Genomic DNA, 16,300 nt, shown 5'->3' on the forward strand with positions numbered 1-16,300 from the left:
CACAGAAAAAATCACAGAGGAAAACCGCCCCGCAGGGGAGCGGGCAACCCGCCATTGTGCGGCAGGCAGGTCATCACAGCGTCATGCCAGGGTGCTGCAATCGCAGGCACCCCGTCCCATGCCTGCCTGCGCCCCCACCATGCTGCTCCAAAAAACCGAAAAAGCCCGCCTGGAACTGTCGCCCGGCGTCCGTACGCTGAGCCTGCGCGAACGGTCCTTGCTGCTGCTGGCCGATGGCAAGTCGCTGTCGGACCTGCAGGCCATGTACAACGGCATCGGCGCGCAGATCGTGGACAACCTCATGCGCCAGGGCTACCTCACCGGCCCCGCCGCCCTGCCAGATGCGCCGGCGCCCACACCAGCGGCGGCCACGGCCCCGTTGGTGGTTTCCGAGCCCCCCACGGCATCGACAGCGGCAAACCCCAGCGACGCGCTGCGCTCGCTGGCCGGCACGCGCATGTACCTGTTCGACATCTGCGAGCGCATGTTCGCGCGCCGCGACCCCGCACTGGCGCGGCAGTTCCACGAGGCGCTGCGCGGTGCACGCGACCGCGCCAGCATGCTCGATGTGGGCGAAGCCCTGCTGGAGGAAGTGGCGCAGATGGCAGGGCCCGAGCGCGCACAGACCATCCGCGACCGCATGGAGCAGTTGCTGCCCCAGGAACCCGCCAGCACGGCGTCTCCCGCGTAATTTCCCCGCGCTCGCGGGGCAAGGGCTCAGTGGATGGCCGCCAACCGCCAAAGAGACGTCACCTCGGCAGCACGGGCGGCGTGCAGGGCGTCTCCGGCGTCGGCCACCTTGGCGTGCCGGGGCTGCACGTCATGGCGGCCCAGCACACGCAGCCCGCCCTCGGCGATCCAGCCCAGCAATTGCTCGCGCGGGCGCAGTTCCAGGTGCTCGGCCAGGTCCGACAGGATCAGCCAGCCTTCGCCACCCGGCTCCAGGTGGGCTGCCAGGCCCGCCAGGAAGCCGCGCAGCATGCGGCTGCCTTCGTCGTACACGGCATGCTCGATGGGTGAACTCGGGCGCGCAGGCACCCACGGAGGGTTGCACACCACCAGCGGCGCCTGCCCGGGCGGAAACAGGTCCGCCTGCAGCAGCTCCACCCGGTCGAGCACACCCAGGCGCTTGAGGTTGTCGCGCGCGCAAGCCATGGCGCGCGGATCCTGGTCGGTGGCCACCACGCGCTGCACACCGCGGCGCACCAGCACGGCCGACAGCACGCCCGTGCCCACGCCGATGTCGAACGCCAGCGCAGTGGCGGGCAGCGAGGTGTTGGCCACCAGGTCCACATACTCGCCGCGCACCGGCGAGAACACACCATAGTGGGGATGGATGCGGTTGTGCGGGCCTTCGCCCAGCGCAGGCACGTCCACGCCCTTCTTGCGCCATTCGAAGGCACCGACCAGGCCGAGCAGCTCGCGCAGCGTGGCCACCGAGCTTTCGCCGCTGGCCGGGCCCCAGGCCTCGGTGCAGGCCTGGCGCCAGTCGGGCGCCCGGCGCAGGTCGATGCCATAGTCGGGCGCGAGGGGGATCAGGATCGACGAGAGCACCCGCGCGCGCTGGGCTTGCGCCTGGCGATGCAGGTGAAAGGCCTGGGCTGGGGTGGCGGCCGCGGCTTTCTCAGCGGCCTTGGCCGCCGCCTTGGCCGGCTTGCGGTCCACCCGGCGCATCAGCGCCTGCAGCAGCATGCGCGCGTTCTGAAAGTCGCCCTGCCACAGCAGGCCCGTGCCCTCGCAGGCCAGGCGGTAGGCGGTATCGGCAGGCAGGGTGTCGTCGGCGGTCACCACCCGGCGGGGGGCCGGGGCGCTGCTTTCGGAGCGCCACTGGGCACTGTGGGCCTGGCCCAGGTGGTTCCACTCGATCATCGAAGCCTTAGTTGATGGGGCGCTTCAGGCGCACTTCTTCGATCTTGACGCCGCCGATGACATTGGTCTTGGCGGTGGAGAGCTCTTGCTTGAAGCCGGCCATTTCGTGGAAACGGATGGCGCGCTCGTTGCGCAGCGGCACCCAGGCCGTGACATTGGTGCAGCCTTCTTCCTGCAGACCATCGCGGGCGGCATCCCACAGGGCCAGGCCGACGCCTTGGTTCCAGTGGGTGGGAGCGGCGTAGATGGCCCAGATTTCGCCTGTGGTGGGGCGGGACTTCTCATCGCGCGAGCGGTCATAGCCGACAAAACCGACGATCTTCTCGCCATCGATGGCCACCTGCACCTGGGGCTCGCAATACTCGATGGCTTCGCGCCAGTAGGCCTGGCGCTTGTCGACGGAGGACATGGACTTCAATTGCTCGTCTGGCACCAGCCCTTTGTAAGCCTCTTGGGCGGAGACGGTGTGGATCTGGGCGATGGCTTTGGCATCGCGAAGCGTAGCGGGACGAACCTGGATACTGGACATGAAAAAACCGAACGAAAACAGGGTGTGAAAAAACGAAAGGACCGGCATTGTCGCCGCAAACGGTTTTTCACCCCTCGCCGGTAGGGTACCCGGGCCTGCAGCCCCTTGCAGATCCTGCCCCCGAAAGCGGCCCCAAACGCCTTGTCAGGCCAGGGCCAGCGAGCCCGCGAGCCCATCGCCGGCACGTTCGCGGGCCGACTGGGCGAGTGCGCGCTTGTTGCGGGGCCGAGGCACTTTCACCTCGGGCGGCATGCCGTTGACCGCGTTCAGCCCCACCACCAGGGTCACGCTGCGCGAGCCCCCGTCGCGCTCATCCGGGGCATAGGCGCGGTAGCTGCCGCTGCCCTGGCCGTGGCTGCGCTGCACCGTATGGAACACGATGCGCACGCCGCTCACCCGGTGACCGCTGAACGGCAGCACGCGCAGGCGGGCATCGCGGTCCAGCGCCAGTCCCATGCAGCCCGGGCGGTTGATGAGGTCGGTGCGGGCGCTGCGCCAGGTCAGGCCATTGTCGATCGAAAACTGCCAGTTGCCGGCCTGTGCATCCAGGTGCTCGATGATCACGCCCGCCGAGGCCAGCAGGTCCGGGCAGTTGTCGTGCACGATCTGGGCGATGCAATTGCCGCCCACCCCCACGCCTGCGGAAGGTTTGTGCTCGGGCGATGAAGGCGTTGGGTTCGAAAGAGCGCTGGCAGCCATGTTGTATTCCCCTGGTGGTTGGAAGAAGGTTGGGCCGTGCCAACCGCCACAGTTCGCTGGTCCCTACGGTACCAGGGTCACTGCATGGGGGAAAGTCTAAAAACCGCCTGCTCCCGCGTCCATCGCACAAATGGACTAGTTCGTACCCGTTCCCTCGTGCGGTGTTGTGCGCAATACTCATGGCATGCCCGCCAGCCTGTTGCTCATTGACGACCACACCTTGTTCCGAACCGGCTTGCGCCTGATCGTGCAGGACCACCCCTCCGTCGGCTCGATTGCCGAAGCCGGCTCGATTGCCGAAGCCTGTGCCCTGCCCCAGGCCCCAGCCCCGGTGGACCTGGTGCTGCTGGACATCCAGCTGCCGGGCATGAGCGGGCTCGATGGCCTGCGGTTATTGCGGCAATCGCACCCAAACGCCCGCATCGTGCTCGTATCTGCCAGCATCGCACCCGATGCAGTGTACGAGGCCCGCTCGCGCGGCGCCGATGGCTTCCTGCCCAAATCGGCCAGCGGCGAGGACATCCTGGAGGCGATCAGCGTGGCGCTCTCCGGCCAGCCCTGCTTTCCCGCGAACAGCGGAAATACCGCCTCCCTGCGCGCAGCCACCGCGCCCAGCCTCACGGCGCGCCAGCTCGAAGTGCTGTCGCTGCTGTGCACAGGCAAGCCCAACAAGGTCATCGCGCGCCACCTGGGCCTGAGCGAAAACACCGTGCGTGTGCACGTGGCAGCCATTTTTGCGCAGTTGGGCGTCAACAGCCGCAGCGCTGCGCTGCTGGCGGCGCAGCGCCTGGGCCTGTCCATGCCGCCGCTCCATGACGTTGTCTGAAGCCCTGCCGCTGATCCCGCGCTGGCCCTGGGTACGCCGACGCTGGGAGCGCGATGAAGTCCTGCGCGAGCAGGTCACGCTGCTGCGCCAGAACTTTCCCATGACCTTGCTGGCCTCCCTGGCCACTGCCCTGGGCACCCTGTGGGTGATGGCGCGCGTGGCCGACACCCAGGTGGTCAGCATCTGGCTGGTCTCGCATGCGCTCGTGGTCATCGGGGTGTACGCCACGCTGCGCGGCATGGCGCCGCAGAGCGACCCGGTGCTGCGCTCGGCACGCAAGCTCATGGCCTGCATGGCCGCCATGGGCTTGAGCTGGGGCAGCCTGGGCTTCGTGGTGCTGTACTGGGGTTCTGCCGAGAGCGTCATCTACGCCATCGGCATCGTCAGCACCGTCTCCTCCGGCGCGCTGGGCCTGGGGGCGCCCCTGTACCGCGCCTACATCACCTACCTCAGCTGTGCTGTCGGGGGCATCTTCGCCGCCGTGGCCCTGAGCGGTGGCCCCGCGATGTGGCCTGCCCTGTTCCTGGTGCTGGTGTACTACGCGCTCGCCGGCCTGCAGGCCAGCACGGGCGATACGGCCACCCGCCGCAGCATCGCCCTCAAGCTCGACAATGAGCGGCTGGTGGCCGAGCTGCGCGCCGAATCGCAGCGCGCCCTGGCCGCGCAGGAAGAAGCCGAGCGCGCCGACCGCGACAAATCGCGCTTTCTCGCGGCCGCCAGCCACGACCTTCGCCAGCCGCTGCATGCCATGGGCCTGTTCCTGGAAACCCTGCAGCGCAGCCCCATGAGCCCGCACCAGCTGACCGTGCTGGGCCATGCGCAGGCCGCGTCCAGCGCGGCCGTGGAAATGCTCACCACCTTGCTCGACTACTCGCGGCTGGAGGCCGGCGTCGTCAAGATGCGGCCGGCCGCCTTCGCCGTGCAACCCCTGCTGACCGCGCTGGAGCAGGAGTTCGGCGTGCAGGCCGACAATGCAGGGCTGGTGTACCGCACGCACGAGACCTCCACCGCAGCCTATGCCGACCGCTCGCTGGTCATGCTGGTCATGCACAACTTCATCTCCAACGCGCTGCGCTACACCGCACGCGGCGGCGTGCTCATCGCCTGCCGCCGCCGCGGGCGGCGCATCGCGCTGGAGGTGTGGGACACCGGGGCCGGCATACCGCAAAGCCAGTGGGACAACATCTTTCAGGAATTCCACCAGCTGGGCAACCCCGAGCGCGACCGCCGCAAGGGCCTGGGGCTGGGCCTGGCCATCGTGAAACGCCTGGTGCGCGAAATGGGCACCTCGGTGGAGCTGAGTTCGCGCCCCGGGCGCGGCTCGGTGTTCCGGCTCTGGCTGGACGCCTGGCAGGGTGCTCTGGAGGACGAAGCCCCGCCCTCGTTCAACCACTTCGATCTCACGGGCCTGCAGGTGCTGGCCATCGACGATGACGAATCGGTGCGCCTGGGCATGCAGGCCCTGCTGCAAAGCTGGGGCTGCCACTGCACCACGGCCGAATCCAGCGCCGATGCCCTCGATCACATCGAGGACAGCACGCCCGACCTGATCATCACCGACTTCCGCCTGCGCCACGAAGAAACCGGCAAGCAGGTGCTGCAGGCCCTGCGCGCCTACCTGGGCGTCGCGGTGCCGGCCATCATCATGACCGGCGACACCTCGCCCCAGCGCCTGCGCGACGCGCAGACCACGTCGGCCCTGCTGCTGCACAAGCCGGTGTCCACGGGGCAACTGCGCGATGCCATCGTGCAGCTGATCAGCGGCGCCGTGCCCGTGACCCCGTCGCCCGATGCCCTGGCTACAGCCAGCGGCGAAGAAGCCCCATGACCTGGTCGAAGCGCGCGCCATAGGGCGGGTAGAACAGCGAGCCCATCGCCCAGCGCGACTGCACCAGCACCGACTTCTGGTGGCAAAAGCGCAGAAAGCCCGCTTCCCCGTGGTAGGCACCCCAGCCGCTGTCGCCCACCCCGCCAAAAGGCAGGTTGTCGTGCGCGATGTGCATCAGCGTGTCGTTCACGGTCACGCCACCGCTGACGGTGCGGCGCAGCACATCGTCACGCACCGCCTCGCTCTGGCCGAACCAGTACAGCGCCAGCGGCCGCGGGCCGGCATTGATGTGCGCCACGGCGTCGTCCAGGCGCTCGTACGAGATCACGGGCAGGACCGGTCCGAAGATCTCCTCCTGCATGATCTGCATGTCCGAGGTGACGCCGAACACCAGGGTGGGCAGCATCTGGCGGCTGGCGCCATCGCCCAGCGTGCCCACCGTGTTCACCACCGGCTTGCCCGCAGTAGGGTCGATGGGCTGCACCTGCGCGCCCTGCGTCTGCGCCTGCTGCAGCATGGTGCGCAGGCGCGCGTGGTGGCGCGGCGTGATGATCGACGCGTAGTCCGGATTGCCCTCGATGGTCGGGAACAGGCGCGCCACGGCGGCCCGGTAGGCGTTGGCAAACTCGGTCTCGCGCCCGCGCGGCACCAGCACGTAATCGGGCGCGATGCAGGTCTGCCCGGCATTGAGCAGCTTGCCATGGGCGATCTTGAGCGCCGCATCCTGCATGTCGCAGTGGCCGTCGATGATGCAGGGCGACTTGCCACCGAGCTCCAGCGTGGTGGGCGTGAGGTTCTGGGCGGCCGCCAGCGCCACCTTGCGGCCCACGGGCGTCGAGCCGGTGAACACCAGATGGTCGAACGGCAGCGAGGCAAACAGGGCCGCCAGGTTGGCATCGCCCTGCACCACGCAGAATTCCTCGGGCGCAAAGAACTGTGCCACCAGCAGCGCCATCTGGGCCGAGGTGTGGGGCGTGAGCTCGCTGGGCTTGAGCATCACGCGGTTGCCCGCAGCCAGGGCCGTGATGGCCGGCCCCAGGGCCAGCTGGACCGGGTAGTTCCAGGGCGATATCACCCCCACCACGCCCAGCGGCTGGCGCTGCACATGGGCGCTGGCAGGTTGCAGGTACAGGGGGGTGCGCACCTTCTGCGGCTTCATCCAGCGCGCCAGGTGCTTCAAGGTGTGCGACAGCAGGGTGCGCAGCACGAAGAAATCCGCCACCTCGGTGAGCCGGGGCGAGCGCATGCCGAAATCGGCCTGCACGGCCGCCGCCAGCACGGGCCCATTTTCATCGAGCAGCTTGCGCATGCGCAGCAGGCGCTCGCGGCGCACGAGCAAAGGCACCTCGACCTGCGTGCGGCTGGCCTGCCGCTGGGTTTCAAAAAGGGCGTGGATATCGGCTGGAGTCATGGAACGCATGATAGAGCGCCCGGCCCCTGCCACCGGACCATGCCGGGGCGCCCACAGGGGCATGCCGAGCACCGCTTCGAGCCCCTTTTCTGCGGCATTGCGACCGCCCTCAGCGCAGCTCGCGCGGCTCCACGTCGGTCACCTCCACGGCCCCGGGCAGCACCCCGCCGCGGCGCGAGGGCGCTGCCGGTTCAGCGGCTGCATCGGGCTGGCGCGCAGCGCCCCATTGCGCCCTGGAGCGCATGGCAGCGCTGAAACCGGTGCGCGGGTCGACCCGCATGACCCAGGGGGTCATGGGCCGGCCCGTGAGCCGGGCCCAGGTCGCGCGTGCTGCCCACGCCAGGCCCAGCACCAGTGCTGCAGCCAGCAGGCTCAGGAACACCACCAGCCCCATGGCCAGCACAAGGGCACGCACGGCAAAACGCACCAGACCCGAAACAAGTTTATTCAAACGACACCTTTCCTTTCAACGGGCAGCCTCAAACAGCCGCCCCTTTCCCCTCAAGCGGACTCGGAAGCCCCGCCGAACTGGAAAACACCCGGATCCAGCACCGGATCCACCGTCACCGGGATCACGCTCTTGGGCGGGAACCGGCCCTCCAGCAACAACTTCGACAGCGGATTTTCGATGCGCTGCTGGATGGCCCTCTTGAGCGGACGGGCACCGAACACCGGATCGAACCCCACCTTGGCCAGCTCTTCGAGCGCCGGGCCGGAGATCTGCAGCTGCAGGTCCATCTTGGCCAGGCGCGCTTCGAGCAGTTGCAGCTGGATGCGTGCAATCGCCTCGATGTTCTTCGCATCGAGCGCGTGGAACACCACCGTCTCGTCGATCCGGTTGAGGAATTCGGGTCGGAAATGGTTCTTGAGTTCCCCCCACACCGCTTCCTTGATGTCCTCCGAGTCCTGCCCGACCATGGCCTGGATCAGGTGCGAGCCGATGTTGCTGGTCATCACGATCACCGTGTTCTTGAAGTCCACGGTACGGCCCTGGCCATCGGTCAGGCGGCCATCGTCGAGCACCTGCAGCAGCACGTTGAACACGTCGGGGTGGGCTTTTTCCACCTCGTCGAGCAGCAGCACGCTGTAGGGCTTGCGGCGCACGGCCTCGGTCAGGTAGCCGCCCTCCTCGTAGCCCACGTAGCCCGGGGGCGCGCCGATCAGGCGGGCCACCGAATGCTTTTCCATGAACTCGCTCATGTCGATGCGGATCAGGTGGTCCTCGCTGTCGAACAGGAAGCCCGCCAGCGCCTTGCACAGCTCGGTTTTGCCCACCCCGGTGGGGCCCAGGAACAGGAAGGAGCCCGTGGGGCGGTTCGGGTCGGACAGGCCCGAGCGCGAGCGGCGGATGGCATTGGCCACGGCGGTGATTGCTTCCTCCTGGCCGACCACGCGCTCGTGCAGCTTGCCTTCCATCTGCAAGAGCTTGTCCTTTTCGCCCTGCATCATCTTGGCCACGGGGATGCCCGTGGCACGGCTCACCACCTCGGCGATCTCCTCGGCACCCACTTGCGTGCGCAACAGGCGCGGCGCGCTGGCCACGCCATCCTTGCCGGCCTCCTTGGCCTGGGCTTCCTTGAGCTGGCGCTCCAGGTCCGGCAGCTTGCCGTACTGCAGCTCGGCCACCTTGTTGAAGTCGCCCTTGCGCGTGAACTCCTCGATCTGGAACTTGAGCTTGTCGATGGCTTCGCGCACGTGCGCGCTGCCCTGGGCCTGGGCCTTCTCGGACTGCCAGATCTCGTCGTAGTCGGCGATCTCCTTTTGCAGGCGCACGATCTCCTCCTCGATCAGGCCGAAGCGCTTGACCGAGGATTCGTCCTTCTCGCGGCGCACGGCTTCGCGCTCGATCTGCAGCTGGATCAGCCGGCGGTCGAGCTTGTCCATCACCTCGGGCTTGGAGTCCATCTCGATCTTGATCTTCGACGCCGCCTCGTCGATCAGGTCGATCGCCTTGTCGGGCAGAAAGCGGTCGGTGATGTAGCGGTGCGACAGCTCGGCTGCGGCCACGATGGCCGGGTCGGTGATGTCCACGCCATGGTGCACCTCGTACTTCTCCTGCAGGCCGCGCAGGATGGCAATGGTCGCCTCCACCGTGGGCTCGCCCACCAGGATCTTCTGGAAGCGGCGCTCCAGCGCCGCATCCTTCTCGATGTACTTGCGGTACTCGTCGAGCGTGGTGGCGCCCACGCAGTGCAGCTCGCCGCGCGCCAGGGCCGGCTTGAGCATGTTGCCCGCGTCCATCGCGCCCTCGCCCTTGCCGGCACCCACCATGGTGTGCAGCTCGTCGATGAAGACGATGGTCTGGCCCTCGTCCTTGGCCAGTTCGTTGAGCACGGCCTTCAGCCGTTCCTCGAACTCGCCGCGGTACTTGGCACCGGCCAAGAGGGCCGCCATGTCCAGGCTGAGCACGCGCTTGCCCTTGAGCGACTCGGGCACCTCGCCGGCCACGATGCGCTGGGCCAGGCCTTCCACGATGGCGGTCTTGCCCACGCCGGGCTCGCCGATGAGCACCGGGTTGTTCTTGGTGCGCCGCTGCAGCACCTGGATGGCGCGGCGGATCTCGTCGTCGCGGCCGATCACCGGGTCGAGCTTGCCCATGCGCGCGCGCTCGGTCAGGTCCATGCAGTACTTGGCCAAGGCGCCGCGCTGTCCTTCGGCGTCGGGGCTGTCCATCTTCTGGCCGCCGCGCACGGCCTCGATGGCCGCCTCCAGGCTCTTGCGCGTGAGGCCGTTGTCCTTGGCGATGGTGGCGGCCTCGCCCTTGCTGTCGATCAAGGCGAGCAGGAACAGCTCGCTGGCGATGAACTGGTCGCCGCGCTTGATGGCCTCCTTCTCGGTGGCCTGCAGCACGCGGCCCAGCTCGGGCCCGCCCTGCACCTGGTCCTGGCCGTGCACGGCCGGCAGGCGCTTGACGGCGCTTTCCGCTGCGGCCAGCAGGCCCTGCACGTTGACACCGGCACGCTGCAGCAGCGCGCGCGGACCGTCCTCCTGGCGCAGCATGGCCACGAGCATGTGCACAGGCTCGATGTAGGCGTTGTCATTGCCCAGCGCGAGGGTCTGGGCGTCGCTCAGGGCTTCCTGGAACTTGGTGGTGAATTTGTCGAGACGCATGGGTGAATGTCCTTCCGAATTGCGTCACACATGGGGACTTTCGGCACGCATTTCAAGCATCCCGGGCCCAGCCAGGCCGGTGGACAGTGCCAAGCCCTGCTCTTGCGCGCCCGCTTTGGAGGCCCAGCGCGCGCAATTACCAACACTTACATATCGACATTGGACGCAGCGATGCCCCAGCGGGTCAGCGCTGCGTCGTCGCTCACGCGCGCATCGACCCAGCGCGCGCCGGCAGGCGTGACCTCCTTCTTCCAGAAGGGCGCCTGGGTCTTGAGGTAGTCCATCAGGAATTCGCAGGCCTCGAAACTCTGGCCCCGGTGGGCGCTGGTCACCGCCACCAACACGATCTGGTCGAGCGGCTGCAGCAGCCCCACCCGGTGGATCACGCGCACGCCAAAGAGCGCAAAGCGCTCGAAGGCCGCATCCACCATCGCGGCGATGGACTTTTCGGTCATGCCCGGATAATGCTCCAGCTCCAGGGAAGCGACGTCGTCTCCGTCGTTGCGGTCGCGCACCGTGCCCACGAAGGCGCACACCGCGCCCACACGGCGGTCTCCGTGGCGCAGCGCGGCGACTTCGGCCGACAGGTCGAAGTCGCCGGTCTGGATGGAAATGCAGGATGCGGGGGGGGTGCTCATGGCTGCGGATTCCTCTGTCTTCACGGCCGCTGGTTCAAGGCGAGCGGTGCAGGCGGGGTGCCGCCAGAAGCGCCCGCTCCTCTTCCAGCACCTTTTCCAGCTGCACCAGCGCAGGCGTGCGCGGCAGCTTGGCCACCAGGGCCTGCAAACGCGTGACGTCCGTCACCGTAGGGGCGACTTTGACCTGCGCGATGGCCGCAGGGTGGTTGCCTGATTGGATCAACGCCAGTACCTTGGCGGGCCATTCACTCTTGGGTTTTGCCATGGAATTGTTTTTTCTGAAAAAAGAAGTCGATTGTCTGTAGCATCCGGCAGAACTGTACCCCCCATGGCCACACAAACCATCACCACCGAAAAATACAAGCTCTACCCGTCGCCGCGCAACCGCAGCAAGGACATTTTCGCGCACGAGGTGTTCGTGCCCTACCCCTATGCCCTTGTGGACCTCGACAGCATGGAGCTGGCCGGCAAGACCACGCTGTTTGCCGCCTGCCGGCTGTCGGACATGAAAATGGGCCAGGTGGTGACCTTCGAGCTGGACGCGGACCGGGTGAAGTTCGAGCGGCTGTTCACCCCTGACTGAGAGGCTGAGCCGCCAGGCCCTTCGCCAATACTTGATGCCAACGGCGTCCCCAGGGACACCAACCCGCCCATGCCGGGCGGACCGACCTCCTGTCCATGAAATTTTCTGACATCACGCAGCGCCTGCGCTCGGTAGAACACGACAACAACATCGACGTCCTGCGCGCCTGCGCCATCCTCTCGGTGGCCCTGCACCACCTCTCGGTCTACGCCGGCATTCCGGTGCCGCTGTTCGGCCCCGATGGCGGCGGCATCGGCGTGCAGCTGTTCTTCCTGATCTCGGGCTACCTCATCATCCAGAGCGCCGAGCGCAACACCCTGGGCGACTATGCCAAGGCGCGCTTCTTTCGCATCTTCCCGGTGTACTGGGTGGCCCTGGTGGGCATCGTGCTGGTCGAGATGGCGCTGGTTCCCGGGTTCCGGCAACTGGTGGCCAACGACTACCCGCATTTCCTGCTCAACCTGCTCAACCTGCAGCAGCTGTCGGTGCGCAGCAGCCTGTTCTTCGACCGCGTGCACGTGGGCTGGACGCTCACGGTGGAGCTCTTCTGGTATGCCATCGTGCTGGTGCTGGCCCTGGTGGCGCACCGCGTGCGCTGGCGGCATTTCTGGCTGCTGGTGCTGCTCCTGTCCACGCTGCTGTCCATCGCCTGGATCAAGACGGCCAACACCGGTGCGCTCGACTTCCTGTACCTGACCCAGGCACGCAACGCAGGCGTCGAGTTCTCGCCGGTGCTGCAGCATGCGCTGATCAAGTCCAACATCGTGGGCTACCTGTACTTCTTCGTGCTGGGCACGGTGATCTACCGCTATGAGAAGGTGCTCACGCGCATTCCCAGCAGCGTCCTGTGGCCCGTGGCGCTGCTGCTGATCCTGCTGTGGTCGCAGTGGCAGGTGCTCGTGGGCATGGCGCCGCAGCCGCTGGCCGCCGTGGGGCTGGCCTGCGTGTTCATCCTGTTCCTCAAGCTGCCGCCGATCCAGGACATGCTGGTGCGCTACATCGGCAAGATCTCGTACTCCCTGTACCTGGTCCACGCCAAGGTGATGCTCGTGGTCTATGTCCAGCTGCAGTGGTCGGGCGTGGGCGCCCACCTCGCTGTCGTGGCGGCCACCCTGCTGCTGGCCACCGGGCTGTACTACACCGTGGAGCAGCCGATGATCGAATACGGCAAGCGCTTTCGCAGCAAGAACCGCAGCAGCGTGCCAAACAGCGCCACGGCCTGACCTTTCCACTGCCATTTCGAACTGCCTGCGCCATGCACGACGACGACAACCAGATCCACGTTCCCCCGTCCTTCATGGCCGTGTACAGCGACGCCCGCCAGCGCCTGCGCGAGCCGGCCAGTGTGGTGCGCACGCGCTACGAACTGTGCGAGGACCTGGCCGGGCACCTGGTGGAGCATGCGCAGACCCTCTACCATGTGCAGGCCCCTTCCGAGACCGAGATCCTGCGGCGCATCCATGCCGGGCTGTGCACGGGCGAGTCCGGCGTCTCCGTGCCCGAGGCCACCTGGATCGTGACGCGCCTGGCCGAGCTGCTGGTCTGGCAGTGCCCCGAGCTGATCGCCCCCGTGGAACCGGCCCCTGAGCAGGGCTGACGCACTCCCCGCTATACTTCGGCCATGACCACCCGCTGCACCCTGGCAATGAACACCGCACCTGCGGTAGCCGTGCAATGCGTGGTCAAAGCCAAAAAACCAGAGCTCATCTGACCGGAGCTGTGGTTCCGTCCGGATGAGCGACGGAACCCCTGGCAGAAAGACAGCTCCTTTTCCCCTTTTTCCTTTCTCTCCCGGTATTCCGCGCGCGCAGCCTGGCGGTTCTTCCCCTGGTCGAACCTGAAAGGATGTTTTCGCATGCCATCGCCCACCTCTTTTGCCAGCCCCTTCCACGGGCTCTGGATCCCGCTGGTCACGCCGTTCAAGGACGGCGACGTGGACCACGCCGCGCTGCACGCGCTGACCACCCGCCTGCGCGCCGACGGCGTGGCAGGCTTCGTGGCTTGCGGCTCCACCGGCGAGGCCGCAGCCCTGGACAAGGAGGAGCAGCTGCAGGTGCTGCAGACGGTACTGGAGGCCGCCGCCGGCCTGCCCGTGGTGATGGGCCTGTCGGGCTACCACCTGGGCCAGGTGACGGCCCAGGTGCAGCAATGGGCACAGCTTCCGCTGGCGGGCCTGCTGGTGCCTGCGCCGCACTACATCCGCCCCTCGCAGGAGGGCCTGCTGCACTGGTTCCGCGCCATCGCCGACGCCAGCCATGTGCCCCTCATCGTCTACGACATACCCTACCGCACGGGCGCCAGGCTGCACACCGAGACCCTGCTGGCCCTGGCGCAGCACCCGAACATCCGGGCCATCAAGGACTGCGGTGGCGACCCGGCCAAGACCCAGGCGCTGATCGCCGATGGTCGCCTGGCCGTGCTCGCGGGAGAGGATGCGCAGATGTTCACCACCCTGGCCCTGGGCGGCGCTGGCGCCATTGCCGCCAGCGCGCACTGGCAGGCCGGCCGCTTCGCGGCATTGATCGCCCAGGTGCAGGCCGGCCAGCTCGCCCAGGCACGCGCGGCCTGGCAGGAGCTGCAGCCCTGGATCGCACTGTGCTTTGCCGAGCCCAACCCGGCCCCGCTCAAGGCCTTGCTGGCCCGCGCGGGATGGATGCGCAACGAACTGCGCGCGCCGATGATGCCGGCATCACCGGCCCTGGAGCAGCGCTTGCAGACCGTGTAAGGGCTGCGGCGTGGTTCAGCCGCCCGTGACCGGCGGGAAGAACGCCACCTCGGCGCCCTCGTGCAGGGCGGCGGTCTCGCCGCTCATCACCTGGCCCAGCGCCATGCGCACGGCCCGGCCCCTTGCCAGGCTGCCGGCATGGGCGCCGCCGCGCGCGATCAACTCATCGCGCAGTTCGCCCAAGGTCGCGGCAGCGGTGTCCACCACCTCGCTGCCCTGGCCGATGGCCTCGCGGATGGAGGCGAAATAGCGCACGGTGATCTTCATGCCAGCAGCTCCGCGAAAGCAATGAACTGCACCGTATCGCCCGGCGCAATGGTCTGGCCGGCAGGGTTGTCCACCACGCCATCACCCCAGGCGGCCGAGGTGAGCACACCCGAACTCTGGTTGGAAAACAGATCGAGGCCACCCGCCGCGTTGTGCCGCACGCGCAGGAACTCCCGGCGCTTGTCGGCCCGGGGCCAGGCGAAATGCGCCGTGCCCGGCAGCGCGCGCGGGGCCACGGCCTGCACGCCCTGCAGGCGCAACAAGAAGGGCCGCACCAGCAGCGCAAAGGTCAGAAAGCTGGACACCGGGTTGCCGGGCAGCCCCATGAAGTGGGCGCTGCCGATGCGCCCGTAGGCGAACGGTTTGCCCGGCTTCATGGCGATCTGCCAGAGGTCCAGCGTTCCCAGCGATTCCACGGCGGGCTTGATGTGGTCTTCTTCACCCACCGATACGCCGCCGCTGGTGAGGATCAGGTCGTGGGCTTCGCTCGCCTTTTGCAGGGCCTGCACGGTCGCATCGCGCCGGTCGGGCACGATGCCCAGGTCGGTCACCTCGCAGCCCAGGCGCAGCAGCATGGCGCGCAGGAAGAAGCGGTTGCTGTTGTAGATGGCGCCCGGGCGCATCTGCTCGGGTGGCACATCCCCCGGCATGACCAGTTCATCGCCGGTGGAAAACAGCGCCACGCGCGGGCGGCGCGCCACCTGCAGTTGGTGCAGGCCGATGCTCGCCGCCAGGCCCAGCTCAGCGGGCGTGAGGCGGGTGCCGGCGGACAGCACCACCGCGCCACGCGTGATGTCTTCGCCAGCCCGGCGTATCCATTGGCCGGCGGCTGGCACGGTGTGGATGCGCACGCTGCTGCCATCGTCCAGGGCTTCGCAGTCTTCCTGCATCAGTACCGCGTCGGCCCCTTCAGGCACGGGCGCCCCGGTGAAGATGCGCGCGGCCGTGCCCGGCTGCAGGGGATCCCCCGCGCTGCCGGCGGCAATGCGCTGCGACACGGGCAGCACCCTGCCTGCCGCTGCCACGTCGGCGCGGCGCACGGCGTAGCCGTCCATGGAGCTGTTGTCATTGGGCGGCACCTGCAGCGACGAAACAGCGTCCTGGGCCAGCACGCGGCCGTCGGCATCGAAGGTGGTGACCGTATCGGTGCCTGCCAGCGGGGTGGCACGCTCCAGCAGCTCGGCCAGGGCCTCGGCCAGGGACTTGAGGGGTTTGAAAGCGGTGAGAGGTCTCATTGGTGCAGATCCCAGTCGTACTCGAAGCGATCTGCATACAGCAGCAGCCAGTCCACGACCTGGGCCGGGTCGTTCAGGTCGAGCAGGGGCAGGCCTGTGGGCACCGGCAGTTGCTGCGGGGCATCGGTGGCCACCGCGGCCACGAAATCGTCGTCGGCGTAGCGCACGGGTTTGGGGTCCTGGCCGGCCTCGGGGGCGCGCCAGACCTCGACCTTGAGCAGGTCGCTGTCCTTGAAGCCTTCCACCAGCACCCAGTCCACGCCCTGGTAGAGCTCGGCGAGCAGGTGGTGCACGGTGAGCTCGGCCGGCCGCTCGAACTCGCGCACCAGTGCCAGGCGCCGGTCGGAAGCGGCCACCACCTCGAAGGCACCGGCCTCGCGGTGGCGCCAGGTGTCCTTGCCCACGTGGTCGATGTCGAAACTGTGGTGCGCGTGCTTGACCACCGAGACCCGAAGTCCGCGCAGCCGCATCTCGGGAATGAGCTGCTCGACCAGCGTGGTCTTGCCGCTGCCGGAGAACCCTGCAAAACCTACCACCTTCATTCCATGCTCCTGCACAAGGCCATGGCTTGCATGGCCC

At 67.8% G+C, this 16,300-nt stretch carries 18 protein-coding genes; 7 read left to right on the plus strand and 11 right to left on the minus strand.

Annotated features, from left to right (window positions below):
- Positions 1-139: 139 nt before the first annotated feature.
- Positions 140-691: a hypothetical protein gene (locus U5N23_RS28295; RefSeq protein WP_322596031.1), complete on the plus strand. Its 552-nt coding sequence runs from the start codon at positions 140-142 to the stop codon at positions 689-691.
- A gap of 26 nt (positions 692-717) precedes the next feature.
- Here the strand turns inward: U5N23_RS28295 and U5N23_RS28300 are convergent, their stop codons facing one another.
- The 3 genes from U5N23_RS28300 to U5N23_RS28310 form a co-directional block, all read right to left on the minus strand.
- Positions 718-1,869 carry a class I SAM-dependent methyltransferase gene (locus U5N23_RS28300; RefSeq protein WP_322596032.1) on the minus strand — a complete coding sequence of 384 codons (1,152 nt, stop codon included), beginning with the start codon at positions 1,867-1,869 and terminating at the stop codon, positions 718-720.
- A 7-nt stretch (positions 1,870-1,876) separates the two neighbouring features.
- Positions 1,877-2,398, minus strand: a complete 522-nt coding sequence (locus U5N23_RS28305; RefSeq protein ID WP_035202087.1) for a GNAT family N-acetyltransferase — start codon at positions 2,396-2,398, stop codon at positions 1,877-1,879.
- Positions 2,399-2,542: 144 nt separating this feature from the next.
- On the minus strand, positions 2,543-3,097 hold the full coding sequence (locus U5N23_RS28310; protein WP_322596033.1) for a hypothetical protein: 555 nt from the start codon (positions 3,095-3,097) through the stop codon (positions 2,543-2,545).
- Positions 3,098-3,281: 184 nt separating this feature from the next.
- Between U5N23_RS28310 and U5N23_RS28315 the strand changes: the two genes are divergently transcribed.
- The gene (locus U5N23_RS28315) at positions 3,282-3,923 is read left to right on the plus strand and encodes a response regulator transcription factor (RefSeq protein WP_322596034.1); all 642 of its coding nucleotides are present in this window, start codon (positions 3,282-3,284) and stop codon (positions 3,921-3,923) included.
- Positions 3,910-5,751 carry a hybrid sensor histidine kinase/response regulator gene (locus U5N23_RS28320; RefSeq protein WP_322596035.1) on the plus strand — a complete coding sequence of 614 codons (1,842 nt, stop codon included), beginning with the start codon at positions 3,910-3,912 and terminating at the stop codon, positions 5,749-5,751. The genes U5N23_RS28315 and U5N23_RS28320 overlap by 14 nt, the downstream gene beginning before the upstream one ends.
- Here the strand turns inward: U5N23_RS28320 and U5N23_RS28325 are convergent.
- From U5N23_RS28325 to U5N23_RS28345, 5 genes are all read right to left on the minus strand, one after another.
- Positions 5,723-7,162 (minus strand): coniferyl aldehyde dehydrogenase, encoded by a 1,440-nt coding sequence (locus U5N23_RS28325; protein ID WP_322596036.1) that lies wholly within the window; start codon positions 7,160-7,162, stop codon positions 5,723-5,725. The two genes, U5N23_RS28320 and U5N23_RS28325, sit on opposite strands and share 29 nt — an antisense overlap.
- A gap of 109 nt (positions 7,163-7,271) precedes the next feature.
- Entirely contained in the window at positions 7,272-7,613 is a 342-nt protein-coding gene (locus U5N23_RS28330) for a hypothetical protein (protein WP_322596037.1), read from the minus strand.
- Between the two features lie 50 nt (positions 7,614-7,663).
- Positions 7,664-10,273 carry an ATP-dependent chaperone ClpB gene (clpB, locus tag U5N23_RS28335; RefSeq protein WP_322596038.1) on the minus strand — a complete coding sequence of 870 codons (2,610 nt, stop codon included), beginning with the start codon at positions 10,271-10,273 and terminating at the stop codon, positions 7,664-7,666.
- 146 nt (positions 10,274-10,419) lie between these two features.
- A complete protein-coding gene (locus U5N23_RS28340; RefSeq protein WP_322596039.1) occupies positions 10,420-10,911 on the minus strand; it encodes a molybdenum cofactor biosynthesis protein MoaE in 492 nt (163 codons plus the stop codon).
- A gap of 34 nt (positions 10,912-10,945) precedes the next feature.
- The gene (locus U5N23_RS28345; protein WP_179681553.1) at positions 10,946-11,176 is read right to left on the minus strand and encodes a hypothetical protein; all 231 of its coding nucleotides are present in this window, start codon (positions 11,174-11,176) and stop codon (positions 10,946-10,948) included.
- A 63-nt stretch (positions 11,177-11,239) separates the two neighbouring features.
- Between U5N23_RS28345 and U5N23_RS28350 the strand changes: the two genes are divergently transcribed.
- The 4 genes from U5N23_RS28350 (at position 11,240) to dapA (ending at position 14,219) form a co-directional block, all read left to right on the plus strand.
- Positions 11,240-11,494: a hypothetical protein gene (locus U5N23_RS28350; protein WP_322596040.1), complete on the plus strand. Its 255-nt coding sequence runs from the start codon at positions 11,240-11,242 to the stop codon at positions 11,492-11,494.
- 95 nt (positions 11,495-11,589) lie between these two features.
- The gene (locus U5N23_RS28355; protein ID WP_322596041.1) at positions 11,590-12,717 is read left to right on the plus strand and encodes an acyltransferase; all 1,128 of its coding nucleotides are present in this window, start codon (positions 11,590-11,592) and stop codon (positions 12,715-12,717) included.
- Between the two features lie 32 nt (positions 12,718-12,749).
- On the plus strand, positions 12,750-13,091 hold the full coding sequence (locus U5N23_RS28360) for a hypothetical protein (RefSeq protein WP_322596042.1): 342 nt from the start codon (positions 12,750-12,752) through the stop codon (positions 13,089-13,091).
- Between the two features lie 258 nt (positions 13,092-13,349).
- Complete coding sequence (gene dapA, locus U5N23_RS28365) at positions 13,350-14,219, plus strand: 4-hydroxy-tetrahydrodipicolinate synthase (protein ID WP_322596043.1); 870 nt, start codon at positions 13,350-13,352, stop codon at positions 14,217-14,219.
- A 15-nt stretch (positions 14,220-14,234) separates the two neighbouring features.
- Here the strand turns inward: dapA and U5N23_RS28370 are convergent, their stop codons facing one another.
- From U5N23_RS28370 to mobB, 3 genes are read right to left on the minus strand one after another with little or no spacing between them, the layout of a single operon-like run.
- Complete coding sequence (locus U5N23_RS28370) at positions 14,235-14,486, minus strand: MoaD/ThiS family protein (protein WP_322596044.1); 252 nt, start codon at positions 14,484-14,486, stop codon at positions 14,235-14,237.
- A complete protein-coding gene (glp, locus tag U5N23_RS28375) occupies positions 14,483-15,721 on the minus strand; it encodes a gephyrin-like molybdotransferase Glp (RefSeq protein ID WP_322596045.1) in 1,239 nt (412 codons plus the stop codon). The genes U5N23_RS28370 and glp overlap by 4 nt, the downstream gene beginning before the upstream one ends.
- A complete protein-coding gene (gene mobB, locus U5N23_RS28380) occupies positions 15,718-16,263 on the minus strand; it encodes a molybdopterin-guanine dinucleotide biosynthesis protein B (protein WP_322596046.1) in 546 nt (181 codons plus the stop codon). Before mobB ends, glp begins: the two co-directional genes overlap by 4 nt.
- Positions 16,264-16,300 lie beyond the last annotated feature (37 nt).

Origin of the sequence: Acidovorax sp. (assembly GCF_034519795.1) — a bacterium.
Taxonomy (GTDB): Bacteria; Pseudomonadota; Gammaproteobacteria; order Burkholderiales; family Burkholderiaceae_C; genus Acidovorax.

What these genes read in the sequence shown, in the direction of transcription:
- U5N23_RS28295 (WP_322596031.1), top strand. Translation starts at nt 140, where the DNA reads ATGCTGCTCCAAAAAACCGAAAAAGCCCGCCTGGAACTGTCGCCCGGC.
- U5N23_RS28300 (WP_322596032.1), bottom strand. Translation starts at nt 1,869, where the DNA reads ATGATCGAGTGGAACCACCTGGGCCAGGCCCACAGTGCCCAGTGGCGC.
- U5N23_RS28305 (WP_035202087.1), bottom strand. Translation starts at nt 2,398, where the DNA reads ATGTCCAGTATCCAGGTTCGTCCCGCTACGCTTCGCGATGCCAAAGCC.
- U5N23_RS28310 (WP_322596033.1), bottom strand. Translation starts at nt 3,097, where the DNA reads ATGGCTGCCAGCGCTCTTTCGAACCCAACGCCTTCATCGCCCGAGCAC.
- U5N23_RS28315 (WP_322596034.1), top strand. Translation starts at nt 3,282, where the DNA reads ATGCCCGCCAGCCTGTTGCTCATTGACGACCACACCTTGTTCCGAACC.
- U5N23_RS28320 (WP_322596035.1), top strand. Translation starts at nt 3,910, where the DNA reads ATGACGTTGTCTGAAGCCCTGCCGCTGATCCCGCGCTGGCCCTGGGTA.
- U5N23_RS28325 (WP_322596036.1), bottom strand. Translation starts at nt 7,162, where the DNA reads ATGACTCCAGCCGATATCCACGCCCTTTTTGAAACCCAGCGGCAGGCC.
- clpB (WP_322596038.1), bottom strand. Translation starts at nt 10,273, where the DNA reads ATGCGTCTCGACAAATTCACCACCAAGTTCCAGGAAGCCCTGAGCGAC.
- U5N23_RS28340 (WP_322596039.1), bottom strand. Translation starts at nt 10,911, where the DNA reads ATGAGCACCCCCCCCGCATCCTGCATTTCCATCCAGACCGGCGACTTC.
- U5N23_RS28345 (WP_179681553.1), bottom strand. Translation starts at nt 11,176, where the DNA reads ATGGCAAAACCCAAGAGTGAATGGCCCGCCAAGGTACTGGCGTTGATC.
- U5N23_RS28350 (WP_322596040.1), top strand. Translation starts at nt 11,240, where the DNA reads ATGGCCACACAAACCATCACCACCGAAAAATACAAGCTCTACCCGTCG.
- U5N23_RS28355 (WP_322596041.1), top strand. Translation starts at nt 11,590, where the DNA reads ATGAAATTTTCTGACATCACGCAGCGCCTGCGCTCGGTAGAACACGAC.
- U5N23_RS28360 (WP_322596042.1), top strand. Translation starts at nt 12,750, where the DNA reads ATGCACGACGACGACAACCAGATCCACGTTCCCCCGTCCTTCATGGCC.
- dapA (WP_322596043.1), top strand. Translation starts at nt 13,350, where the DNA reads ATGCCATCGCCCACCTCTTTTGCCAGCCCCTTCCACGGGCTCTGGATC.
- U5N23_RS28370 (WP_322596044.1), bottom strand. Translation starts at nt 14,486, where the DNA reads ATGAAGATCACCGTGCGCTATTTCGCCTCCATCCGCGAGGCCATCGGC.
- glp (WP_322596045.1), bottom strand. Translation starts at nt 15,721, where the DNA reads ATGAGACCTCTCACCGCTTTCAAACCCCTCAAGTCCCTGGCCGAGGCC.
- mobB (WP_322596046.1), bottom strand. Translation starts at nt 16,263, where the DNA reads ATGAAGGTGGTAGGTTTTGCAGGGTTCTCCGGCAGCGGCAAGACCACG.